Genomic DNA, 18,403 nt, shown 5'->3' on the forward strand with positions numbered 1-18,403 from the left:
GCAGGTGACCGGGGGCGGGGCGGGGCGGCAGGAGGCCCGCTCCGTCTCAGCAGGCGCCGCCGAGCAGTTCCGCCAGGTTCTGGTCCACGTCGAGGTGCAGGTGTTCGCGCCCGGCGGGGACCAGGGCCGTGGCGCGCTTGAGGAAGCGGCGCAGCTCGCCCGTGCGCACATGCACCACAGCGGTGCCCTCGGGGGCGTGGAACTCGAGCACGGTCCGGTCGTAGCCGTACGGGCGCACGCGGACGTCGCCCTCGCCGGCCGGGCCCTCGATGCCCGAGATCAGGAGCTCGCGGGCGAACGCCCAGGACACCTCCACGCCTTCGAGCGTGGCCGGAGCCGGGAAGCTCATGCGCACGGCGAAGGGATCGGTGCGGTCGTAGGACAGCGTCGCGGGAATGGTGGGCATCCGCGGCGCGGCGGCGACGAGCCGAGCTTCGACGTCTTGCTCGATGACGGTGGACAACCCCTGCTCCCTTACGACGGCTGGCTGGATGGGCCTGCAGAGGAATAGACGGCGGAATTCCTCAATCCGTGCACGCTCGGTGCCGTGACATGTGTCACCGCGTGCGTCCGGCGGCTCGTCGGGGCTGCTCAGGGCCTGCCCCGAAGACCTTGGGACTTCGCTCGACGGTAGGGGCGTACGCGGGCGGAAGCGACCGCCGCGCGGGGGACACGGCGGAATTGACGCCGCAGGCACCCGGTAGGGGCAACCCCCGGCGCTCCCGGGCGGGTTGAGGCGGTCATGCCCTCTGGACGGCCTGCGCACGGTCGGCTAGCTTCGCCGCGCATGACAGCTATGGGGAAGTCGAGGCGGATCCGGCGCTCTGTCGCCGCGGGGGCCTGTGCGGCCGCGGTGGCGGGAGTGCTCACGGGGCCCGCCCAGGCGGCGGACGGCAGCGCTGCGGATTCCGGGAACGCCGACCTGTCCGCGTACACGCGGGATCTGGGCTGGGAGCTCAAGCCCAGCGGAGCCGAGGTGCGTTTCCGCGGGCTCGCCGCCGTCAGCCGGAGCACCGCCTGGGTGGCCGGCTCCAAGGGGACCGTGCTGCGTACCACCGACGGCGGGGCGAGCTGGGCGAACGTCTCACCGCCCGGGGCCGGGGAGCTCGAGTTCCGTGACATCGAGGCCTTCGACCGCAAGCGTGCCGTGGTGCTCGCGATCGGCGAGGGCGAGGCTTCGCGGGTCTTCCGCACCGAGGACGGCGGGAAGACCTGGACGGAGGCCTTCCGCAACGACGAGCCCCGGGCCTTCTACGACTGCCTCACCTTCTTCGACGCGAAGAACGGGCTCGCGATGAGCGACCCGGTCGACGGCAAGTACCGGATCCTGTCCACGAGCGACGGCGGCCGCAGCTGGCGGGTGCTGCCCAGTGAGGGCATGCCGCCCGCGCAGACCGGCGAGGCAGGATTCGCGGCCGGCGGACAGTGCCTGGTCAGCCAGGGCCGCTCCGATGTGTGGCTGGCGACCGGCGGCGGGGCGACGGCGCGCGTCCTGCACTCCGCGGACCGCGGTCTGACCTGGACGGCCGCCGAGACGCCGATCCCCGCGGGCGATCCGGCCCGTGGCGTGTTCGCGCTCGCGTTCCGCTCCCGTACGCAGGGCATCGCGGTCGGCGGCGACTACCGGGCCGGCCAGGCCTCCCCGCAGGCCTCCGCGGTCAGCCGCGACGGCGGTCGTACGTGGGAGACCTCGGCCGAGCCGGTACCGGCCTACCGCTCGGGAGTGACCTGGGTGCCGCACACCAAGTCCGTGGCGCTCGCGGTCGGCCCGACGGGCACGGACCTGACGCTCGACGGCGGACGTACCTGGAAGGCCTTCGACCCGGGGTCCTTCGACACGGTGGACTGCGCCGAGGACTTCGGGTGCTGGGCCTCCGGCGAGAAGGGGCGGATCGCGCGCCTGGAGCCGTAAGCCCGCCAAGTGCGTTGCCGGGGGCGGTGATCGACCTGTGGTGCCCTGTCCCACCGCACAAGATCACCGTCCCGGTTTCGGACGATCGGCCACCTGCGGCGCGCGGCCCCGGCGTGCTCCAATCCGTAGGCACCGACGGACCGGGATGCACGTCAGGCCCGGGGCGGTCCGCAGTCGGCGGGCCGGACGGCGGGGAGCGCACGCACAGCGGGGCGCTGGACGCCGGGCGTACGGGATCGACGTATCCACGTACCCGAAAGGTCAGGCAGATGAGCAAGCACGTCCTCGCGCAGAACCAGTACGGCAAGGCCGAGAACCGCATCGTCCACGTCACCCGCAAGGGCAGCGACGGCTCCTGGCACGAGATCCGCGACCTGAACGTCTCGGTCGCCCTGCGCGGCGAGTTCCGCGATGTCCACCTCACCGGCGACAACGCCAACTGCCTGCCGACGGACACGACCAAGAACACGGTCTACGCCTTCGCCAAGGAGCACGGCATCACCTCGCCGGAGGCCTTCGGCATCCTGCTCGCCAAGCACTTCGTCACCTCGCAGGCGCCGATCCACGAGGCGCAGATCCGGATCGAGGAGTACTCCTGGGAGCGGATCCCGGTGCCCACGCGCAAGGAGCGGCACTCCTTCGTGCGCAAGGGCCAGGAGGTGCGCACCTCGCAGATCACCTTCAGCGAGCACACCGGACAGCTGCAGGTGATCTCCGGTCTGAAGGACCTGACCGTCATGAACTCCACCAACTCGGAGTTCCACGGCTACATCAAGGACAAGTACACGACCCTCCAGGAGGCGTACGACCGGATCCTGGCCACGAAGGTCACCTCGCGCTGGGCCTACTCGGCGGCTGCCGCGGCCGACGGCGAGTTCGACTGGGACCGGTCGTACGCGAAGGTCCGCACGCACATGCTGGACGCGTTCGCCGAGACGTACAGCTACTCGCTGCAGCAGACCCTGACGCAGATGGCCGAGCGGGTCCTCGACCACTGCCCGAAGGTCAACGAGGTCCGTCTCAACCTCCCCAACAAGCACCACTTCCTCGTCGACCTGGAGCCCTTCGGCCTCAAGAACGACAACGAGGTGTACTACGCGGCCGACCGGATGTACGGCCTGATCGAGGGCACGATCCACCGCGACGGCGTCGAGCCGGTGATCGCGACCAGCGACTGGATCGTCGCGTAGCGCCGCACGCGCCACGCACCTGGGCTCCTGTGGTCCGCCGGGGGGCGGATCGCGGGAGCCCTTTTCCGTACCGGGTTGATCAACTTAGGGTGCGGGGGTGACCAACTCATATGACGGGCTTGATGATTCCGGGGTCGCCGTCGCCGCCGTCCGGGCCGGGGCCGAGGTCGTACGCGGGATGTACGGGCAGGAGCTCGCGCGGATCGACAAGGGCGCCGGGGACTTCGCGACGGAAGCCGACGTCGCCGCTGAGCAGGCGATCCTGGACGTACTGCGCGCGGCGCGGCCCGATGACGCGGTGCTCGGCGAGGAGGGCGGCCGGCAGGGCGCGGCGGCCGCCGGGCGCGAGTGGCTGGTGGACCCGCTGTGCGGAACGCTGAACTACGCGGCCGGGACCCTGGTCGTGGCGGTCAACGTGGCGCTGCCCGGCCGGGCGGCCGCGGTGGCCGACCCGTTCGCCGGCGAAGTGCTCGCCACCGACGGCGAACACGCCTGGGCGCTGTCCACGAGCGGCGAGCGCACGCCGCTCGTGCCGTCGTCCGCGAGCCGCCTCGTCGACGTCAACCTCGACCCGCCGTTCCCGAGCGCACGCGCCTTCCGTGCGGTCGACCTGCTGGCCGCCCCCTCCTTCGCCGAGCACTTCCGTCCCCGCGTGGTCTCCTCGTCCCTGGCGCTCGCCTGGGTCGCGGCGGGCAGGCGCGCGGCCTATGTGACGGACGGCGGAGACCTGTCGGGCAGCGTCCACTTCGCAGCGGGCATCGCCCTGTGCCGCGCGGTCGGCTGCGTGCTCACCGGCGTCGACGGCGGCCCGGTCGGTGCCGGCGGCCGGGGCATCGTGGCGGCGGCGGACGCCGAGACGCATGCGCGGCTGATGGGGATGATCGCTCAGCCCTAGAGGCCGAGACGCATGCGTTGCTGCTGGGCCTGATGGCTCAGCTCTAGAGCTCGTGGTCCTGAGCCAGCTCGTCCCAAGGAATGCGGCGCAGCGCAAGGTCGGCGTCCTCGCCCGACGGGACGTCCAACCCGGTCTGGAACCAGATCACCGTGAGGGCGGAGCGATACAGCACGGGGTCCAGCTCGGGGGAGACCGCTGTCGAGCGGAAGGCGCCGATGCAGGCAACAGAAGGCAGCACCTCGACGGGGCCGAAGTGGCCGGCGGTCTGATCCGGGTACGCGCGAGACGGCGGGACCAGATGGAAAGGCGTGGTGGGAAACGCACGTTCGGCCTGCCGCTGAAGCCCGCGCACCTTCATGTCGTTGACGGGCTTGCACGGGTAGCCCTCCAGCATGCCTCCGTAGGTCGAGGACATGCGCAGCTCGGTGAGCTCGATCGGGCGACCGGACGAGAGGACTATCTGGCTGAGCGACATGGCGACACTCTATGCAGTGCCTCGCGCTGCTCGGGGCCGAGGCGGTCCGGGCGGGCGGCGATCGTGTACGTGTCGGGTGCGGCGGTTCGCAGGGCCAGTGGGTCCGCGATGGCCGGCTGGTCGTGGAGGGCGGCAAGTGCCCTCTGCGTACGGTCGGTCGACCAGCCGAGCGCGGCGGACAAGGCGCCGGTGGTGAGCGGGCGGGCGGCATCGACCAGCGCGGCGAGGACGGTCAGCGCGTCCTCCACCACCGGGTCCGCGAGGGTGCTCCCGCTCATCTGCTCGCTCAGGCGGGCGAAGAACAGACCCATTCGTTCCAGCCGGCCGCCCGCGACGCTCTCCGCTCCGAAGATCTCGATGCCCCGGCGCGTGGCCGTGGCGATCTCGCCGTGTGCGCCCGTGTCGGTCTGCCAGGCCCGCAGCCAGACCTCGTCGTCGATGACGTAGCGCTCGCGACGCCCGCCGAAGTCGGCGCCGCGCACCACCAGTTCCATCGTTTCCAGATAGGCGATCGCCTTCGACACCGACGCGGGGCTGACCTGCAGCAGCCCTACGAGGTCGGCCGAGGTCAGGCCGCGTGCGTCAGCGGTCAGGAGGCTCACGAAGACCCGCGCGGTCATCCGGGGCATGCCGGTGGCGGCAAGCAGGCTCGCGAACTCGTCCACGAAATCGCGTACGGCTTCGGCGCGCCCGTCGGCGTCCACGCCCCGTGCGCCCCGTGCGGGTCGGCGCCGTCGGGCGCGGTGGCCGGCCGCCTCCTGCGCGTGGTCGGCCAGATAGGTGCCGGATGCCGCGTTGCGTGCCACTTCGCGGCTGATCGTGGACGTCGGCCGGCCGAGCCGTCGCCCGATCTCGGCGTACCCGAGTCCTTCGTCCAGCCATGCCGCGATCCGGCGGCGGTCCTCCTCGGTCAGTCTGGGACCTGGCACGGGCACCTCCTCTGCCGCTGCGGGCGTCTGCCGCTGTGTGCTCGTTGCGATTGCGTTCACTCACAGTACGGTGCAACGACCTGCTGGAAAAGTTGCATTCACTCGCAAGTCTGTTGCAAGGATTGGCCTCTGCCTCTTGTTTTGCCTTCTTCTCTCGTTAAGTCTTTTTGAAACGCAACGTAGCTTTTCGAGAATGGAAACAGGAGGGCGCAGCGTCATGCAGGTACTCGTGGTGTCGACGGTCTCGGACGAAGCCAAGTTCTGGAGCGGCCTCAAGAGGGCCCACGCCAAGCTCCCCAAGGGCGCCCAGTGGAAGGTGGCGGTCGCGAGCAAGTGCGGCGGCAAGGCGGTGAACATCATCGGCCATGAATCCGTCGACGCCGTACGGGAGTTCTTCGAGGCGCACGCCGGCGCCCACGCGACCACCGAGTACTTCGAGGCGGACGCGGCGAACGCCGTGGGTCTGCCGCGATGAGCCTCGACGTCCCCCGACTGCGCGGGCGACTGGCGGAGTTGCTCGCCGCGTACGGCATCCCGAGCGCGGCGGTCGGCGTGCTGCACCGAGGGGAGGTGACCGAGTTCGCCGCAGGCGTCAGGCATGTCGAGTCGCGGGAGCCGGCCACGGTCGACACCGTCTACCAGTGCGGATCGATGACCAAGACCTGGACGGCGCTCGCCTTCCTGCAGCTGGTGGACGAGGGCCGGGTCGGCCTCGACGAGCCGGTGCGCACCTACCTGCCCGGATTCAAGGTGGGCGACCCTGCGGCCACCGCCGAGATCACCCCGCGCCACCTGCTGCAGCACACGCACGGCGTCGAGGACGCGTACGGCGACCCGGGCGAGGGCGACGACGTCCTGGAGCGCATGGCCGAGAACATCGCCGACGCACCCCAGGTGTTTCCTCCGGGCCGCACCCACGGGTACAGCCCGGCACTGGGATACGCGCTGCTCGCACGGATCCTGGAGGTGCAGGACGGCAAGCGCTGGGACGACGTGCTGCGCGACCGCCTCATCGACCCGCTCGGTCTGACGAGTACGCACACCCTGCCCGAGCAGGTGGACGCCACCCGGGCCGCGACCGGGCACCTGATGCGCTCCGCCGAAGAAGGCCCGTTCGTGACCCCGATCGACCACCTGCCGCGCGCCTTCGGCCCCGGCGGCAACCTCACCTCGACGGTCGGCGACGTGCTCACCATGGCGCGGGTCCTGCTCACGGAAGGAGTGGCGCAGGACGGGAAACGGATCGTCTCGGCGGACAGCGTCCGGGAGATGATGCACTCACGGGTGCCCGTACCGGATCCGTACATGTTCGGGCCGCACTGGGCCCTCGGCCTCATCGTCTGCGACTGGCACGGCGAGACCGTGTACGCGAGCGACGGCAGCACGATCGGGCAGAACGCACGGCTCCGTGTCCTGCCGGACTCCGGCACGGCGATCGTGCTGCTCACCAACGGCGGTCCGCGCGAGAGCTTCTGGCGCACCGTGTGCGACGAGATCCTGACGGAGCTCGGTCTGCGCACTGTTCCCGCGCTGCCGGCCCCGGACCCGTCGCTGAAGCTGGAACTCGCCCGGTACGAGGGTGTCTACGAGCGTCCCGGGGCGCGCTTCGAAGTCGGCGCGGAGGGCGGGAAGTTGTGGCTGACCCTGGTGCTCGACCCGATGCAGGCCGCGCTCCTGGGCAAGCCCGACCGCATCCGCCACGAGCTGCTTCCGGTGAGCCGGACACACTTCCTGATGCCGCCGGCGGACCCGTACGAGGACGTCCAGACGGTCGCGCTCCACGACTTCACCGACGGAGCCGCGCGCTATCTCCACACCAACTGCCGGGTGCATCCACGGCAGAACTGACCGCGCGCTCGCCGGGCGCACGGCTCAGTCGGCCCCGTGCACATCACCTCGGGTCATCGAGCGCACCGCCGCCCCGAGACCCGCGGCATCCGGCGGCATCCCCGGGTGGTGGGCCTCGGCGGTGGAGGCGGCGCCCAGGGTGAGGCGGGAGACGATGCGGTAGCGGTCGCCGCGGTAGACGGAGTGGACGTACTCGACGTGGCGGCCCGCAGAGTCCGTGGTGAGGCGCTCGAAGAGCAGGGCGGGCGAGAGCACCGGAACGTCGAGGAGCCGGGACTCGGCCTCGCTGGTGACCGTCGGCTCGATGGCCTGGGTCGCCTCGCGGACATGGACGCCGTGCTGGGTGCGCAGATGCTCGTACAGATCGCCGCGTTCCAGCTCCTCGGCGGTCAGTCCGGGCACCAACTCGGCCGGGATGTGCAGGTATTCGATGGCCATGGGGGCCTCGTCGACGATCCGCAGCCGCGCCACGTACATGATCTCGGCGGCGGGCGAGATGCGCAGCCGCCGTCCCACCCGGGCGCCCGCCGGCATGGTGGTGAACTCGAGCAGCCGGCTCGACCAGGTGCCGGCGGCCTGGGGGAGTGCGAGGGAGTGGTCGTCCGGGACCATCTCCTGCGTGATCTTCTCCGGCGCGACGAACATCCCGCGCCCGTGCTCCCGTACGAGAACCCCCGTGGCGACCAGTTCGTCCACCGCGGCCCGCAGAGTCGGCCGGGAGACGTCGAGCCGCCCGCACAGGGTGCGCTCGGAGGGGATCGCATCGCCCGGGCGCCGGGACTCGACGAGTTCGAGCAGGAACTCCCGTACCCGATCCCGCTTCAGCACTCCTGAGGATTCACCGTCCATGAGCGGACCTTACCAGAGGTGACCAGTTGGTTTGCCTGGTGAGGTCGGTCCCTGGGTGGTAATTCCTGGCCGGTAATGGATACATCGGACGTCCACCTGCCCAAACATCAAATGGTCCAGGCCTCTTGACGCCTCCATTGGTCCATGCCAGCTTGCTCCCTCAACAACTGGTCACCTTTCCAATTGGTCATCCAGGTGGTCATCCAGGTGGTCATCGTCGTGTGGGTCGAAAGGGCTGGGTCATGAAGACAGCACGTCTCCTCGCGGGCGCCGCCGCACTGGCGGTCGCCGCCTCGCTCAGCGCATGCGGTGGCAGTGACGACAAGGGCGACGGGAGCGGCAAGGGCGACAAGGGGCGCACGACCATCGACGTATGGCTGATGCGCGACAGCGTCTCCGAGGACTTCCAGAAGGAGTTCGAGAAGGACTTCGAGGCCAAGCACCCCACGATCGACGCCAAGATCCAGATCCAGGAGTGGAACGGGATCGGCCAGAAGATCACCGCGGCCCTCGCCTCCAACGACGCCCCCGATGTGATCGAGGTCGGCAACACCCAGGTCGCCCAGTACGCGGCGAGCGGCGGCGTGAAGGACCTCAGCGACAAGGTCGAGGAACTCGGCGGCAGTGACTGGATCCCGGGCCTCGCCGAGCCGGGCAAGGTCGACGGCAAGCAGTTCGGCATCCCGTACTACGCGGCGAACCGCGTCGTCATCTACCGCACCGACCTCTTCGAGAAGGCCGGCATCAAGGAGGTGCCGACCACCCGCGAGGAGTGGCTGGCGGCGACGAAGAAGCTCAACACCGGCAAGCAGCAGGGCATCTACCTGCCCGGACAGAACTGGTACACCCTCGCCGGGATGATCTGGGACGAGGGCGGCGACCTCGCCGTGCAGGAGGGCGAAACCTGGAAGGGCGCCCTCGACACCCCCGAGGCGCTGGCCGGCATGGACTTCTACAAGGAGCTCCAGGCCCTCGGCAAGGGCCCGAAGGACTCAGACGAGGCCGAGCCGCCACAGGTCGGCGTGGTCGCCAAGGGCGATGTCGCCCAGGTGATCGCGGTGCCCGGCGGGGCCAAGCTGATCGAGGAGGAGAACCCCGAACTCAAGGGCAAGCTCGGCTTCTTCCCCATCCCGGGCAAGACCGCCGACAAGCCGGGTGCGGTGTTCACCGGCGGCTCCGACCTGATCATCCCCGAGGCCGCGGGCAACCCGGACGAGGCCTACACCTTCATCAAGGCGCTCGCCGGCGACGAGTGGCAGAAGAAGCTCGCCACGGCCATGAGTTACGTGCCGAACAAGAAGTCCCTGGCGAGCGTCCTCGCCTCCGACCCGGGCGCCTCGGCCATGGCGAAGGGCGCGACCAACGGCCGCGCGACCCCCAACTCGCCCGAGTGGGCCGCGGTGGAGGCCAACAACCCGATCAAGGAGTTCATGACCCAGGTCCTGACCGGCGCCGACCCGAAGAAGGCCGGTGCCACCGCCACGGCGGCCATCAGCAAGGCGCTCGGCGGCTGAGGTGGCCCTGCACACCGCCCCGCGCAAGCTGCGCGACCCGGGGCAGGAGCTGCGGCGGCCGGCCGTCCCCGGCCGCCGCAGGTCCCTGGTCCTGTGGCCGTACCTCCTGATCGCACCGACCGTGCTCGGCGTGGTCTTCCTGCTCGTCTATCCGCTCCTGCGCAATCTCCAGCTGTCCTTCCAGAGCTTCGGGCTGCGCGAACTCATCCGCGGTGGCGCCGAGTTCGTCGGGTTCGACAACTACCGCGAACTGCTCACCGGCGGGGAGTTCTGGGACGTGGTGGTGCGCACCCTGATCTGGACCACGGTGAACGTCGTCCTGATCGTGGGCATCGCCACCCTCGTCGCCCTGATGCTCCAGCGTCTGGGCAGGGCGATGCGGATCCTCCTGATGAGCGCCCTGGCCCTCGCCTGGGCCACCCCGATCCTGGCGGCGACCACCATCTTCCAGTGGCTGTTCGCCTCCCGGCTCGGCGTGGTCAACTGGGTGCTCGTCCGGCTGGGATTCGACTCGTACGAGGGCTACTCCTGGTTCGCGGACGGCACGGCCACCTTCACCATCCTGGTGATCCTCGTGGTGTGGCAGTCCGTCCCCTTCGCCGCGATCACGATCTACTCCGCACTGACCACCGTGCCCGCCGAGATCTACGAATCGGCGCGCCTGGACGGGGCCTCGGACTGGCGGATGTTCCGCTCCCTGACCGTGCCGATCCTGCGGCCCATCTTCGGCCTGGTGCTCTGCCTCGAGGTCATCTGGGTCTTCAAGTGCTTCACACAGATCTGGGTGATCAGCGAAGGCGGCCCGAACGACGCCACGACCACGCTGCCCGTCTACGCGTACCAGATCGCCCAGACGCTGCACCACTACGACCTGCAGGCGGCCTCTTCGACCATCACGGTCCTGCTGCTCGCGGTGATCCTCTTCGTCTATCTGCGCCAACTGTTCCGTCAGGAGGGAGAGTTGTGAAAGCGCGCAATGCAGTGCGCCGGGGGTCCCTCAACCTCGCCGCCCTGGCCGTCTTCGCCGTCACGATCTTCCCCGTGTACTGGATGGCGTCCACCGCGTTCAAACCCACCCGCGACATCAACGCCGACACCCCGGTGTTCGTCCCGACCAGGCTCACCCTCGAACACTTCCGTACGGCGATCGGCGCGGACGGCTTCGGCACCTTCTGGCGCAACAGCCTGCTCGTGACAGTCGTGGCGGTGGTGCTCGCCCTGCTCGTGGCGCTGGGTGCGGCCTTCGCGGTCGCACGGCTGCAGTTCCGCGGCCGGCGCGGCTTCGTCCTGATGGTGTTCATCGCCCAAATGGCGCCCTGGGAAGCGATGTTGATCCCCGTCTACATCATCGCCCGCGACACCGACATGCTCGACCGCCTCGCGATGCTGACACTGCTCTACTTCATCTTCACGCTCCCCTTCACCATCATCACGCTGCGCGGCTTCCTCGCGGCCGTCCCCGTCGAGCTCGAAGAGGCGGCCCAGGTCGACGGCTGCACCCGCCTCTCCGCCTTCCGCCGGGTGACGTTCCCGCTGCTCGCGCCGGGACTGCTCGCGACTTCGCTGTTCGGCTTCATCACCGCCTGGAACGAGTTCGCCTTCGCCAACATGCTGATCGTCAAGAACCAGGACGACCGCATCCTGCCCGTCTGGCTCTCCTCGTTCTCCAACACCTTCGGCACCGACTGGGGCGCCACCATGGCCGCCTCCACGCTCTTCGCGCTGCCGGTGCTGATCCTCTTCCTCGTACTGCAACGCCGGGTCACCACCGGCTTCGTCTCGGGTTCGGTCAAGGGCTGACAACCAGGCCGTGAAGGGCTGGCAACCAGGTCCATGAAGGGCCGACGACATGTCCGTGAAGGGCTGACAACCATGGGAGCTCCCGCATGCTGATTCCCCGCCCCCGCCAAGTCGTGCGCCAGAGCGGGCAGTTCATCCTCGACACGGAGACCACGCTGCACCTGGCTCCGGGTGCGGACCGAGCGGCCACGCTGCTGCGGCTGCGCACCGGGTTGCCGCTGCGCGCGGCCGCGGACAGCAGCTTCGTGCTCGCCATCGACCCGGCGCTCAGCGGCCTCGGCGACGAGGGGTACGGGCTCACGGTGGGCCGGGACGCGGTGCTGCTCCGCGCCCGTACGGACGCGGGCCTGGTCAACGGGGTGCACACCATCAGCGCCCTCATCGAGCGGGGCGGGCGGCTGCCCTGCGTCCAGATCAGCGACAGCCCCCGCTTCCCCTGGCGGGGCGCGATGCTCGACGTGGCCCGTCACTTCCAGCCCGTCTCGTATCTGCGCTCGGTCGTCGACCGCATCGCGTCGTACAAACTCAACGTCCTGCACCTGCATCTGACGGATGATCAGGGCTGGCGGATGCCGGTCGACGCCTACCCGCTGCTCACCGAGACCGGCTCGGTGCGTGCCCAGACCATGGGTGACGGCACCCCGCACGGCGGCCACTACACCAAGGCCGAACTGCGCGAACTCGTCGCCTACGCGGCCGCCCGCGGTGTGCGGATCGTCCCGGAGATCGAGATGCCCGGCCACGCACGGGCCGCCCTCGCCGCGTATCCGCACCTCGGCAACTATCCGCAGCGGCGCCTCGAGGTCTGGGACCACTGGGGGATCTGCGAGAACGTCTTCGGCGTCCACGACGAGGCCTTCGCCTTCTGTACGACGGTGCTCGACGAGGTCATGGAGGTCTTCGACAGCCCGTACGTGCACATCGGCGGCGACGAATGCCCCACCGTGGAATGGGAGGAGTCCCCGGTGGCCAGGGAGGTCGCCGCGCGGGCAGGTCTGTCGCCCAAGGAGCTCAACGCCTGGTTCCTCAGCCGCGTCGGGCGGCATCTGCTGGCCCGCGGCCGTACCCCCGTGTGCTGGGCCGAGCCCGACGCGACCGCGCTGCCGCCCGAGTTCGTGGTGATGCCCTGGCGGGACGCCGTGCACGGCCTCGGTGCCGCCCGCCGCGGCCACGACGTGGTCATGACCCCGCACCGCACCACGTATCTCGACTATCCGCAGTCCGACGCCCCGGACGAGCCGCCGGGCCAGCCCGGCGACCCCGTCACGCTCGCCGACGTCTACACCGCGGAGCCCGCGCCCGCCGACTGGGAGCCGGCCGAAGCGGCCAGAGTCCTGGGCACCCAGGCCCAGTTGTGGACCGAGCACGTGGCGACCCCCGCCGCGATCGACTACCTGCTCTTCCCCCGGATCGCCGCACTCGCCGAAGTCGCCTGGAGCGAGGGGCCCCGCGATCTCACCGATTTCCGGCGCCGCCTCTGAGCGGTCCCGGCGGCCGCCTCTGGCGGCCGTACCACCCCCACCATGAGGAGGAACACCTCGTGCACAGAAGAACAGAGGGCACGGCCCGCGCAAAGCTGAGGAGCACGGTCCGCGGAAGGCTGAGGACCACGGCCCTCGCCGCCGCCCTGACCCTGGCGGCAGGAGGCGCGCTCGCCGTCCCGAACGCGGCGGCCGCCGACGAGAGTGTCGTGGCCCAGTACCACACGGGCTCGACCGGCAGCGACCAGGCCGAACCCTGGCTGAAGCTCGCCAACAGGGGCTCCGGCGCGGTCCAGTTGAGCGGCCTGACCATCCGCTACTACTTCAAGGCCGACACCGCGTCGAGCACGTACCGCTTCGCCTGTTCCTGGGCGGTGAAGGGCTGCGCCAACATCACCGGCACCTTCGGGACGCTCGCCAAGCCGACCGCCACCGCGGACCGCTACCTGGAGATCGGCTTCACCGCGGGCGCCGGCTCCCTCGCGGCGGGTGCGGACACCGGGGACATGCAGCTGCGCTTCCACCGCGCCGACTGGCAGTCCCTGAACCAGCAGGACGACTACTCGTTCGGCGCGTCCCAGACCTCGTACGGGGACTGGAGCAAGGTCACCGTCCAGCGCGGCGGCACCGTCCTGTGGGGCACCGCTCCCGAGGGCAACGACCCGGGGGATCCCGGCGATCCAGGTGACCCGGGCGGCCCCGACCCCACCAAGCCCGCGCTCTTCGACGACCTGAACTACACCGCCCACAACGATCCGCGGATCTCCCAGCGCGGCTGGACCGTGAAGTCCGGACAGGGCGGCCCCGGAGTCCCCGGTGCGACCTGGGCCCCCGAACAGGTCACCTTCGCCCAGGAGTCGGGCAACAGCATCATGACGCTGCGCACCAGCACCGACGGCACCGCGGCGGGCACCCGGCAGACCGAGCTGTACCACCAGCGCAAGTTCACCAAGGGGACCTACGCGTCCCGCGTGTACTTCAGCGACGCCCCCAACTCGGGCCCGGACGGCGACCACATGGTGCAGACGTTCTTCACCATCGCACCGCTGGACGCCCCGATGGATCCGAACTACGGCGAACTCGACTTCGAGTACCTGCCGAACGGCGGCTGGGGCGAACCGTCCAACATCCTGTACACCACGTCCTGGGAGACCTACAACCCCGAGCCGTGGCAGGCCGTGAACGCCCACACCGAGGTCCGTCAGAGCTATGCGGGCTGGCACGACCTGGTGGTCACCGTGGACAACACCTCGATCAAGTACTACGTGGACGGCCAGCTGTTCGCGACCCACGGCGAGCCGTATCTGCCCGAGACCGCCATGTCCATCAACCTCAACAACTGGATCATCTCCGGCGGGCTCGTCGCCTCCAACACCCCGCGCGCGTACGACGAGAAGGTCGACTACGTGTACTACGCCAAGGACCAGATCCTGACCCCGGCGCAGGTCGCGGCCCAGGTGGCGAAGTACCGGACGGACGGAGTGACGCACACGGACAATGTGAGCTGAGGTCCCCGGTCGGGGGTGCGCGCCGCTCGCGTACCCTCGACCGCACCATGGATCCCGTCACCGCCGCCCCGCCCGCCGACTGGCCCACGACCGAAGCGCAGGCACGCGCGGTGCAGGACGCACTGCGCACGCGCGTGATCCTCGACGAGGACGGGCCGCCGCCCGGACAGGGCCTGGTCGCCGGGGTGGACGTCGCGTACGACGACGAGCGCGATCTCGTCGTCGCGGCAGCCGTCGTGCTCGACGCCGGGACGCTCGAGGTGGCCGAGGAATCCACGGCCGTCGCCCGGATCTCCTTCCCGTATGTGCCCGGCCTGCTCGCCTTCCGCGAGATCCCGGCCGTCCTCGCCGCGCTCGGCGCCCTGCGGACCCCGCCGGATCTGGTGGTCTGCGACGGATACGGCCGCGCACACCCCCGGCGGTTCGGCCTCGCCGCCCACCTCGGCGTGCTGACCGGCCTGCCGTCCCTCGGCGTCGCGAAGAACCCCTTCACCTTCTCGTACGAGGATCCGGCGGCCGCCCGCGGATCCGTGGCCGCACTCGTGGACGGCGGCGAGGAGGTCGGCCGGGCCGTCAGGACCCAGGACGGCGTCAAGCCCGTGTTCGTCTCGACCGGCCACCGCGTCTCGCTCGCCAACGCGTGCGCCCACACGTTGGCCCTGTCCCCGCACTACCGGCTCCCGGAGACCACCCGCCGCGCGGACTCGCTCTGCCGGCGGGCGTTGACGCAGGTCCTGGCCTCGTCGTAGCGGGCGGATAAGCGTTTGTGCGCGGCCCGGGCGGATGCTGCAATGCGCCCATGGACCATGAAGAAGTACTGCGCTTGTTCGACCGGCAGATGCGACGTGAAGTGCCCGCCGACCACCCTGGCGTCCGCGTCGAGGACATCGGCACGGTCGTGCGGCAGAGCGGGGGCCCCGCGGACTGGAACGGTGTGGTGTTCTCCGACATCGACGAGTCGACGGCGGACGCGGTGATCGCCGAGCAGGTGCGGCACTACGGCGCGCTGGGCGTCGAGTTCGAGTGGAAGACGTACTCGCACGACCGGCCCGCCGATCTGGGGGAGCGGCTCGTACGGGCCGGTTTCGTCGCCGGGGAGCCCGAGAGCCTGATGATCGCCGAAGTGGCCCCGCAGACGGGAGCGGTCGAACTCGCCCACGGGCTGCGCCTGGTGGACGCCACCGACGCGGCGGGCATCGAGCTCGCGGCCCAGGTGCACGACGAGGCGTTCGGCACGGACGGCTCGCGGCTCAAGCAGCAACTCCTCGACCGGCTCGCGCACGCGCCGGACAGCTTTGTGATGACCCTGGCGCTGGCGGGGGAGCGGCCGGTCAGCGCCGCCCGGATCGAGTTCGCTCCCGGCGTGGACTTCGCGGGCCTGTGGGGCGGCGGCACCGTCGCCGAGTTCCGCGGCCGCGGCATCTACCGCGCCCTGGTCGCCCACCGCGCCCGCATCGCCGCGGCACGCGGCATCACCTACCTCCAGGTGGACGCGATGCCGACCAGCCGCCCGATCCTGGAGCGGCTTGGCTTCGAGCAGTTGAGTGTGACGACGCCGTACGTCTGGAAGGCGTGACGCGGGGGCGGGCGGGCCGGATTGTCAGTGGGCGTCGATAGCCTGGAAGGGGCTCGGCCCCCGGGAGGGCGGGGTCTGTCCGGCCGGACCGCATCCGACGACATCCGCGCCGGGACGCGACTGCCGGGCTCAGCCGTGCATAGGCAGCTGGAGGGCGAAGCGGCGGACCGCGTCGCGGAAGGCGGCCGGATCGTCGAAGTTGGCCAGGTGACCGGCCCGCGGGATCAACTCGACGCGGGCGTGCGGATGCGCGCGGGCGAATGCCGTCTCTCCGGACCGTCCGCCCCGCGGGATCAACTCGACGCGGGCGTGCCGATGCGCACGGGCGAACGCCGTCTCTCCGGACCGGAAGGCCCTGTTCTTCTCGCCGTTCAGGACGAGCACCGGCGCCGCCACATGACGCATCACACCCGCGTCGAAGCGGCCGAGCGCCTCGCCCCAGGCGGCCGGCAACGTGTGAAAGGCGTAGCGGGAGCGCATGGTCGCCGCCACCACCTCGGGGGATACAGGCGGCGCAGCAACCGGTCGTTCCACCGGGCCAGCCGGTCCGCGGGCAGGCGCGGGACGAGCCCGGCCACCCACCGGTACGGCGTCGCGCTGCCCCGCGCTGAGCTGCCCCGCGCTGAACCGTGTCCCATGGACGAAGACGATGGGCGGTGCGCCCGCAGCAGCCATGAGTTGCGCTGATCCGCTCTCCCCGCGGCACTACCGGGTGGCCGCCACCCGGAACACGATGCCCGCCTCCTGCAGCCGCTTCAGGAGCGCATCGCCCATCGCCACCGCCGGCGTGACCTGGCCTGATGTGCGCGGCAGGTCGTCGAAGGCGAGGGAGAGGGCCGACTCGGCGAAGATCTTGGCCGTCTCGCCGTAGCCGGGGTCGCCGCCCGAGACCTCCGTGTAGACGCGGCGGCCGCCGCCCTCGCCGACGAAGCGGACCGAGAACCAGCTGCGGGCACGGCGCTCCTCGCTCGGACCCTCACCCGGCGCCACGCGCGAGGACAACCACCGCCGCACCGGCGGCACTTGGGCGGCCGCGAGCAGCCCGCCCATCGCCGCGACACCGCCGAAGGCGAACGGCAGCGTCTTGACCGCCGCGTAGTGCCGGTAGCGGAAGTCCGGACCGTAGCGCTCCAGGGCGCGGGCCGAACGCTGCACCACCTGGGCATCGATCGTCGGCAACGGCAGCGCCCACGCGCCGACTTCCGCCGCGTAGCGAGGTGCGCTCACCGGCGCGTAGGCCCGGCGCCCGACCAGGCGCGGCTGGTGCCGGCGCCGGTCGCGGGCCGCCGCGGCCATCTCGCGGCCGCGCGCGAACTGGCCGAGCGCGGAGGCGAAGGTGCCGCCTGAGAACATGGCCGAGGCCCGGACGAAGCCGTCGATCCGCAGCGGTACGTCTTCGGGCAGCTGCTTGACCGTGTAGTAGACGCCCAGATCGTGCGGCACCGAGTCGAACCCGCAGGCGTGCACAAGGCGGGCGCCCGTCTCGCGGGCCCGTGCATCGTGCCGGACATAGGTGACGTCCACGAACTCCGGCTCGCCGGACAGATCCAGATAGTCGGTGCCGAGATCGGCGCAGGCCCCGACCAGCTCGTGGCCGTACTCGACGTACGGACCCACGGTCGTGGCCACCACCCGCGCGGAGGCGGCGAGTTCGCGCAGACCCTCGCGGTCGCCCGAGTCCACCGCGATCGTGGCGATCTTCGCCGCGCCCGGGTCGATCTCGGCCAGGTGCTCGCGCAGCCGCTCCAGCTTGCCGGCACTGCGTCCGGCGACCGCCCAGCGCAGCCCGTCGGGCGCGTGGCGGACCAGATACTCGGCGGTCAGCGTGCCGACGAAGCCGGTCGCCCCGTACAGGACGATGTCGTACGCACGCCGGTCCGTCGTGTCCCGCTCACTCATGGCTCACCCTTCAAGCTGCCCACGCGCCGTTGTCGGTGGCTGAGGCTAGCGTGATGGGCGCAGGCCGGTGCAAGGGGCCCGGCCAGGACAGGGAGGTACGTCATGGCCGATACGAAGCCCCCGGGGCGACCGCCCGCCAAGGCCGCGCTCGCCCGCTGGGAGAAGGTGCGGGCCTTCGCCCTCGAACTGCCGGGCGCCGTCGAGGAGTTCCCCTGGGGTGACACCGTCGCCAAGGTCGGCAAGAAGGTCTTCGTGTTCCTCGGGGTCTCCGACGGCTCGTATCCGCTGGGCATGACGGTCAAGCTCACGGACCCGGAGGCCCATGCCCACGCCCTGACGGCCCCGGGCGCGGAGCCGGCCGGCTATGGCCTGGGGAAGTCGGGCTGGGTGCGCATCCCACTGGAGGGCCCGGACGTGCCGCCGGCGGAGCTGCTGTGCGACTGGGTGGAGGAGAGCTACCGCGTGATCGCGCCCAAGAAGCTGATCGCCGAGCTGGACGGGGACGGTGGACGATGACGACGCCCGCG

At 70.7% G+C, this 18,403-nt stretch carries 19 protein-coding genes; 13 read left to right on the forward strand and 6 right to left on the reverse strand.

Annotated elements, in window-relative coordinates:
- Positions 1 to 46: 46 nt before the first annotated feature.
- Positions 47 to 463 carry a spore wall synthesis regulator SsgD gene (gene ssgD, locus H9Y04_RS13605; RefSeq protein WP_187814073.1) on the reverse strand — a complete coding sequence of 139 codons (417 nt, stop codon included), beginning with the start codon at positions 461 to 463 and terminating at the stop codon, positions 47 to 49.
- A gap of 324 nt (positions 464 to 787) precedes the next feature.
- On the opposite strand from ssgD, the gene H9Y04_RS13610 reads away from it, so the two are divergent.
- The 3 genes from H9Y04_RS13610 (at position 788) to H9Y04_RS13620 (ending at position 3,997) form a co-directional block, all read left to right on the forward strand.
- On the forward strand, positions 788 to 1,912 hold the full coding sequence (locus H9Y04_RS13610; protein WP_187814074.1) for a WD40/YVTN/BNR-like repeat-containing protein: 1,125 nt from the start codon (positions 788 to 790) through the stop codon (positions 1,910 to 1,912).
- A 269-nt stretch (positions 1,913 to 2,181) separates the two neighbouring features.
- Entirely contained in the window at positions 2,182 to 3,102 is a 921-nt protein-coding gene (pucL, locus tag H9Y04_RS13615) for a factor-independent urate hydroxylase (protein WP_187814075.1), read from the forward strand.
- A gap of 97 nt (positions 3,103 to 3,199) precedes the next feature.
- Positions 3,200 to 3,997, forward strand: coding sequence for an inositol monophosphatase family protein (locus tag H9Y04_RS13620; protein ID WP_187814076.1), 798 nt, complete (start codon positions 3,200 to 3,202; stop codon positions 3,995 to 3,997).
- A gap of 43 nt (positions 3,998 to 4,040) precedes the next feature.
- On the opposite strand, the gene H9Y04_RS13625 is transcribed toward H9Y04_RS13620, so the two are convergent.
- Together H9Y04_RS13625 and H9Y04_RS13630 are read right to left on the reverse strand one after the other, a co-directional pair.
- Positions 4,041 to 4,472 carry a hypothetical protein gene (locus tag H9Y04_RS13625; RefSeq protein ID WP_187814077.1) on the reverse strand — a complete coding sequence of 144 codons (432 nt, stop codon included), beginning with the start codon at positions 4,470 to 4,472 and terminating at the stop codon, positions 4,041 to 4,043.
- The gene (locus H9Y04_RS13630) at positions 4,454 to 5,401 is read right to left on the reverse strand and encodes a GbsR/MarR family transcriptional regulator (protein ID WP_187814078.1); all 948 of its coding nucleotides are present in this window, start codon (positions 5,399 to 5,401) and stop codon (positions 4,454 to 4,456) included. Before H9Y04_RS13630 ends, H9Y04_RS13625 begins: the two co-directional genes overlap by 19 nt.
- Positions 5,402 to 5,618: 217 nt before the next feature.
- On the opposite strand from H9Y04_RS13630, the gene H9Y04_RS13635 reads away from it, so the two are divergent.
- The gene (locus tag H9Y04_RS13635) at positions 5,619 to 5,876 is read left to right on the forward strand and encodes a hypothetical protein (RefSeq protein WP_187814079.1); all 258 of its coding nucleotides are present in this window, start codon (positions 5,619 to 5,621) and stop codon (positions 5,874 to 5,876) included.
- Positions 5,873 to 7,249, forward strand: coding sequence for a serine hydrolase domain-containing protein (locus H9Y04_RS13640; protein ID WP_187814080.1), 1,377 nt, complete (start codon positions 5,873 to 5,875; stop codon positions 7,247 to 7,249). The genes H9Y04_RS13635 and H9Y04_RS13640 overlap by 4 nt, the downstream gene beginning before the upstream one ends.
- Before the next feature lie 24 nt (positions 7,250 to 7,273).
- Here H9Y04_RS13640 and H9Y04_RS13645 read toward each other — a convergent pair whose 3' ends face one another.
- Positions 7,274 to 8,098: a GntR family transcriptional regulator gene (locus H9Y04_RS13645; protein WP_187814081.1), complete on the reverse strand. Its 825-nt coding sequence runs from the start codon at positions 8,096 to 8,098 to the stop codon at positions 7,274 to 7,276.
- Between the two features lie 242 nt (positions 8,099 to 8,340).
- Between H9Y04_RS13645 and H9Y04_RS13650 the strand changes: the two genes are divergently transcribed.
- From H9Y04_RS13650 to H9Y04_RS13680, 7 genes are all read left to right on the forward strand, one after another.
- Positions 8,341 to 9,612 carry an extracellular solute-binding protein gene (locus tag H9Y04_RS13650; protein ID WP_187814082.1) on the forward strand — a complete coding sequence of 424 codons (1,272 nt, stop codon included), beginning with the start codon at positions 8,341 to 8,343 and terminating at the stop codon, positions 9,610 to 9,612.
- Positions 9,613 to 9,661: 49 nt separating this feature from the next.
- Entirely contained in the window at positions 9,662 to 10,579 is a 918-nt protein-coding gene (locus H9Y04_RS13655; RefSeq protein ID WP_438818108.1) for a carbohydrate ABC transporter permease, read from the forward strand.
- Positions 10,576 to 11,412 (forward strand): carbohydrate ABC transporter permease, encoded by an 837-nt coding sequence (locus H9Y04_RS13660; protein ID WP_308800971.1) that lies wholly within the window; start codon positions 10,576 to 10,578, stop codon positions 11,410 to 11,412. The genes H9Y04_RS13655 and H9Y04_RS13660 overlap by 4 nt, the downstream gene beginning before the upstream one ends.
- An 86-nt stretch (positions 11,413 to 11,498) precedes the next feature.
- Entirely contained in the window at positions 11,499 to 12,893 is a 1,395-nt protein-coding gene (locus H9Y04_RS13665; RefSeq protein ID WP_187814083.1) for a beta-N-acetylhexosaminidase, read from the forward strand.
- Between the two features lie 95 nt (positions 12,894 to 12,988).
- The gene (locus H9Y04_RS13670) at positions 12,989 to 14,401 is read left to right on the forward strand and encodes a cellulose binding domain-containing protein (RefSeq protein ID WP_187814434.1); all 1,413 of its coding nucleotides are present in this window, start codon (positions 12,989 to 12,991) and stop codon (positions 14,399 to 14,401) included.
- A gap of 47 nt (positions 14,402 to 14,448) precedes the next feature.
- Positions 14,449 to 15,150, forward strand: a complete 702-nt coding sequence (locus tag H9Y04_RS13675; RefSeq protein WP_187814084.1) for an endonuclease V — start codon at positions 14,449 to 14,451, stop codon at positions 15,148 to 15,150.
- A 50-nt stretch (positions 15,151 to 15,200) separates the two neighbouring features.
- On the forward strand, positions 15,201 to 15,977 hold the full coding sequence (locus H9Y04_RS13680; protein ID WP_187814085.1) for a GNAT family N-acetyltransferase: 777 nt from the start codon (positions 15,201 to 15,203) through the stop codon (positions 15,975 to 15,977).
- Positions 15,978 to 16,106: 129 nt separating this feature from the next.
- Here H9Y04_RS13680 and H9Y04_RS13685 read toward each other — a convergent pair whose 3' ends face one another.
- Positions 16,107 to 16,457, reverse strand: coding sequence for an alpha/beta fold hydrolase (locus H9Y04_RS13685; protein ID WP_236070793.1), 351 nt, complete (start codon positions 16,455 to 16,457; stop codon positions 16,107 to 16,109).
- A 225-nt stretch (positions 16,458 to 16,682) separates the two neighbouring features.
- The gene (locus tag H9Y04_RS13690; protein ID WP_187814086.1) at positions 16,683 to 17,876 is read right to left on the reverse strand and encodes a saccharopine dehydrogenase family protein; all 1,194 of its coding nucleotides are present in this window, start codon (positions 17,874 to 17,876) and stop codon (positions 16,683 to 16,685) included.
- 102 nt (positions 17,877 to 17,978) lie between these two features.
- Here H9Y04_RS13690 and H9Y04_RS46685 point away from each other — a divergent pair, with 102 nt between their 5' ends.
- On the forward strand, positions 17,979 to 18,392 hold the full coding sequence (locus H9Y04_RS46685; RefSeq protein ID WP_236070794.1) for an MmcQ/YjbR family DNA-binding protein: 414 nt from the start codon (positions 17,979 to 17,981) through the stop codon (positions 18,390 to 18,392).
- The last annotated feature ends 11 nt before the right edge of the window (positions 18,393 to 18,403 follow it).

The sequence above is a fragment of the Streptomyces polyasparticus genome, from assembly GCF_014493765.1.
Taxonomy (GTDB): domain Bacteria; phylum Actinomycetota; class Actinomycetes; order Streptomycetales; family Streptomycetaceae; genus Streptomyces; species Streptomyces polyasparticus.

Excerpts from the sequence above, each read along its gene's own strand:
- H9Y04_RS13645 (WP_187814081.1), bottom strand. The coding sequence starts at position 8,098 with ATGGACGGTGAATCCTCAGGAGTGCTGAAGCGGGATCGGGTACGGGAG.
- H9Y04_RS13635 (WP_187814079.1), top strand. The coding sequence starts at position 5,619 with ATGCAGGTACTCGTGGTGTCGACGGTCTCGGACGAAGCCAAGTTCTGG.
- H9Y04_RS46685 (WP_236070794.1), top strand. The coding sequence starts at position 17,979 with ATGGCCGATACGAAGCCCCCGGGGCGACCGCCCGCCAAGGCCGCGCTC.
- H9Y04_RS13690 (WP_187814086.1), bottom strand. The coding sequence starts at position 17,876 with ATGAGTGAGCGGGACACGACGGACCGGCGTGCGTACGACATCGTCCTG.
- H9Y04_RS13640 (WP_187814080.1), top strand. The coding sequence starts at position 5,873 with ATGAGCCTCGACGTCCCCCGACTGCGCGGGCGACTGGCGGAGTTGCTC.
- H9Y04_RS13685 (WP_236070793.1), bottom strand. The coding sequence starts at position 16,457 with ATGCGCTCCCGCTACGCCTTTCACACGTTGCCGGCCGCCTGGGGCGAG.
- H9Y04_RS13625 (WP_187814077.1), bottom strand. The coding sequence starts at position 4,472 with ATGTCGCTCAGCCAGATAGTCCTCTCGTCCGGTCGCCCGATCGAGCTC.
- H9Y04_RS13610 (WP_187814074.1), top strand. The coding sequence starts at position 788 with ATGACAGCTATGGGGAAGTCGAGGCGGATCCGGCGCTCTGTCGCCGCG.
- H9Y04_RS13650 (WP_187814082.1), top strand. The coding sequence starts at position 8,341 with ATGAAGACAGCACGTCTCCTCGCGGGCGCCGCCGCACTGGCGGTCGCC.
- H9Y04_RS13665 (WP_187814083.1), top strand. The coding sequence starts at position 11,499 with ATGCTGATTCCCCGCCCCCGCCAAGTCGTGCGCCAGAGCGGGCAGTTC.
- pucL (WP_187814075.1), top strand. The coding sequence starts at position 2,182 with ATGAGCAAGCACGTCCTCGCGCAGAACCAGTACGGCAAGGCCGAGAAC.
- H9Y04_RS13675 (WP_187814084.1), top strand. The coding sequence starts at position 14,449 with ATGGATCCCGTCACCGCCGCCCCGCCCGCCGACTGGCCCACGACCGAA.
- H9Y04_RS13680 (WP_187814085.1), top strand. The coding sequence starts at position 15,201 with ATGGACCATGAAGAAGTACTGCGCTTGTTCGACCGGCAGATGCGACGT.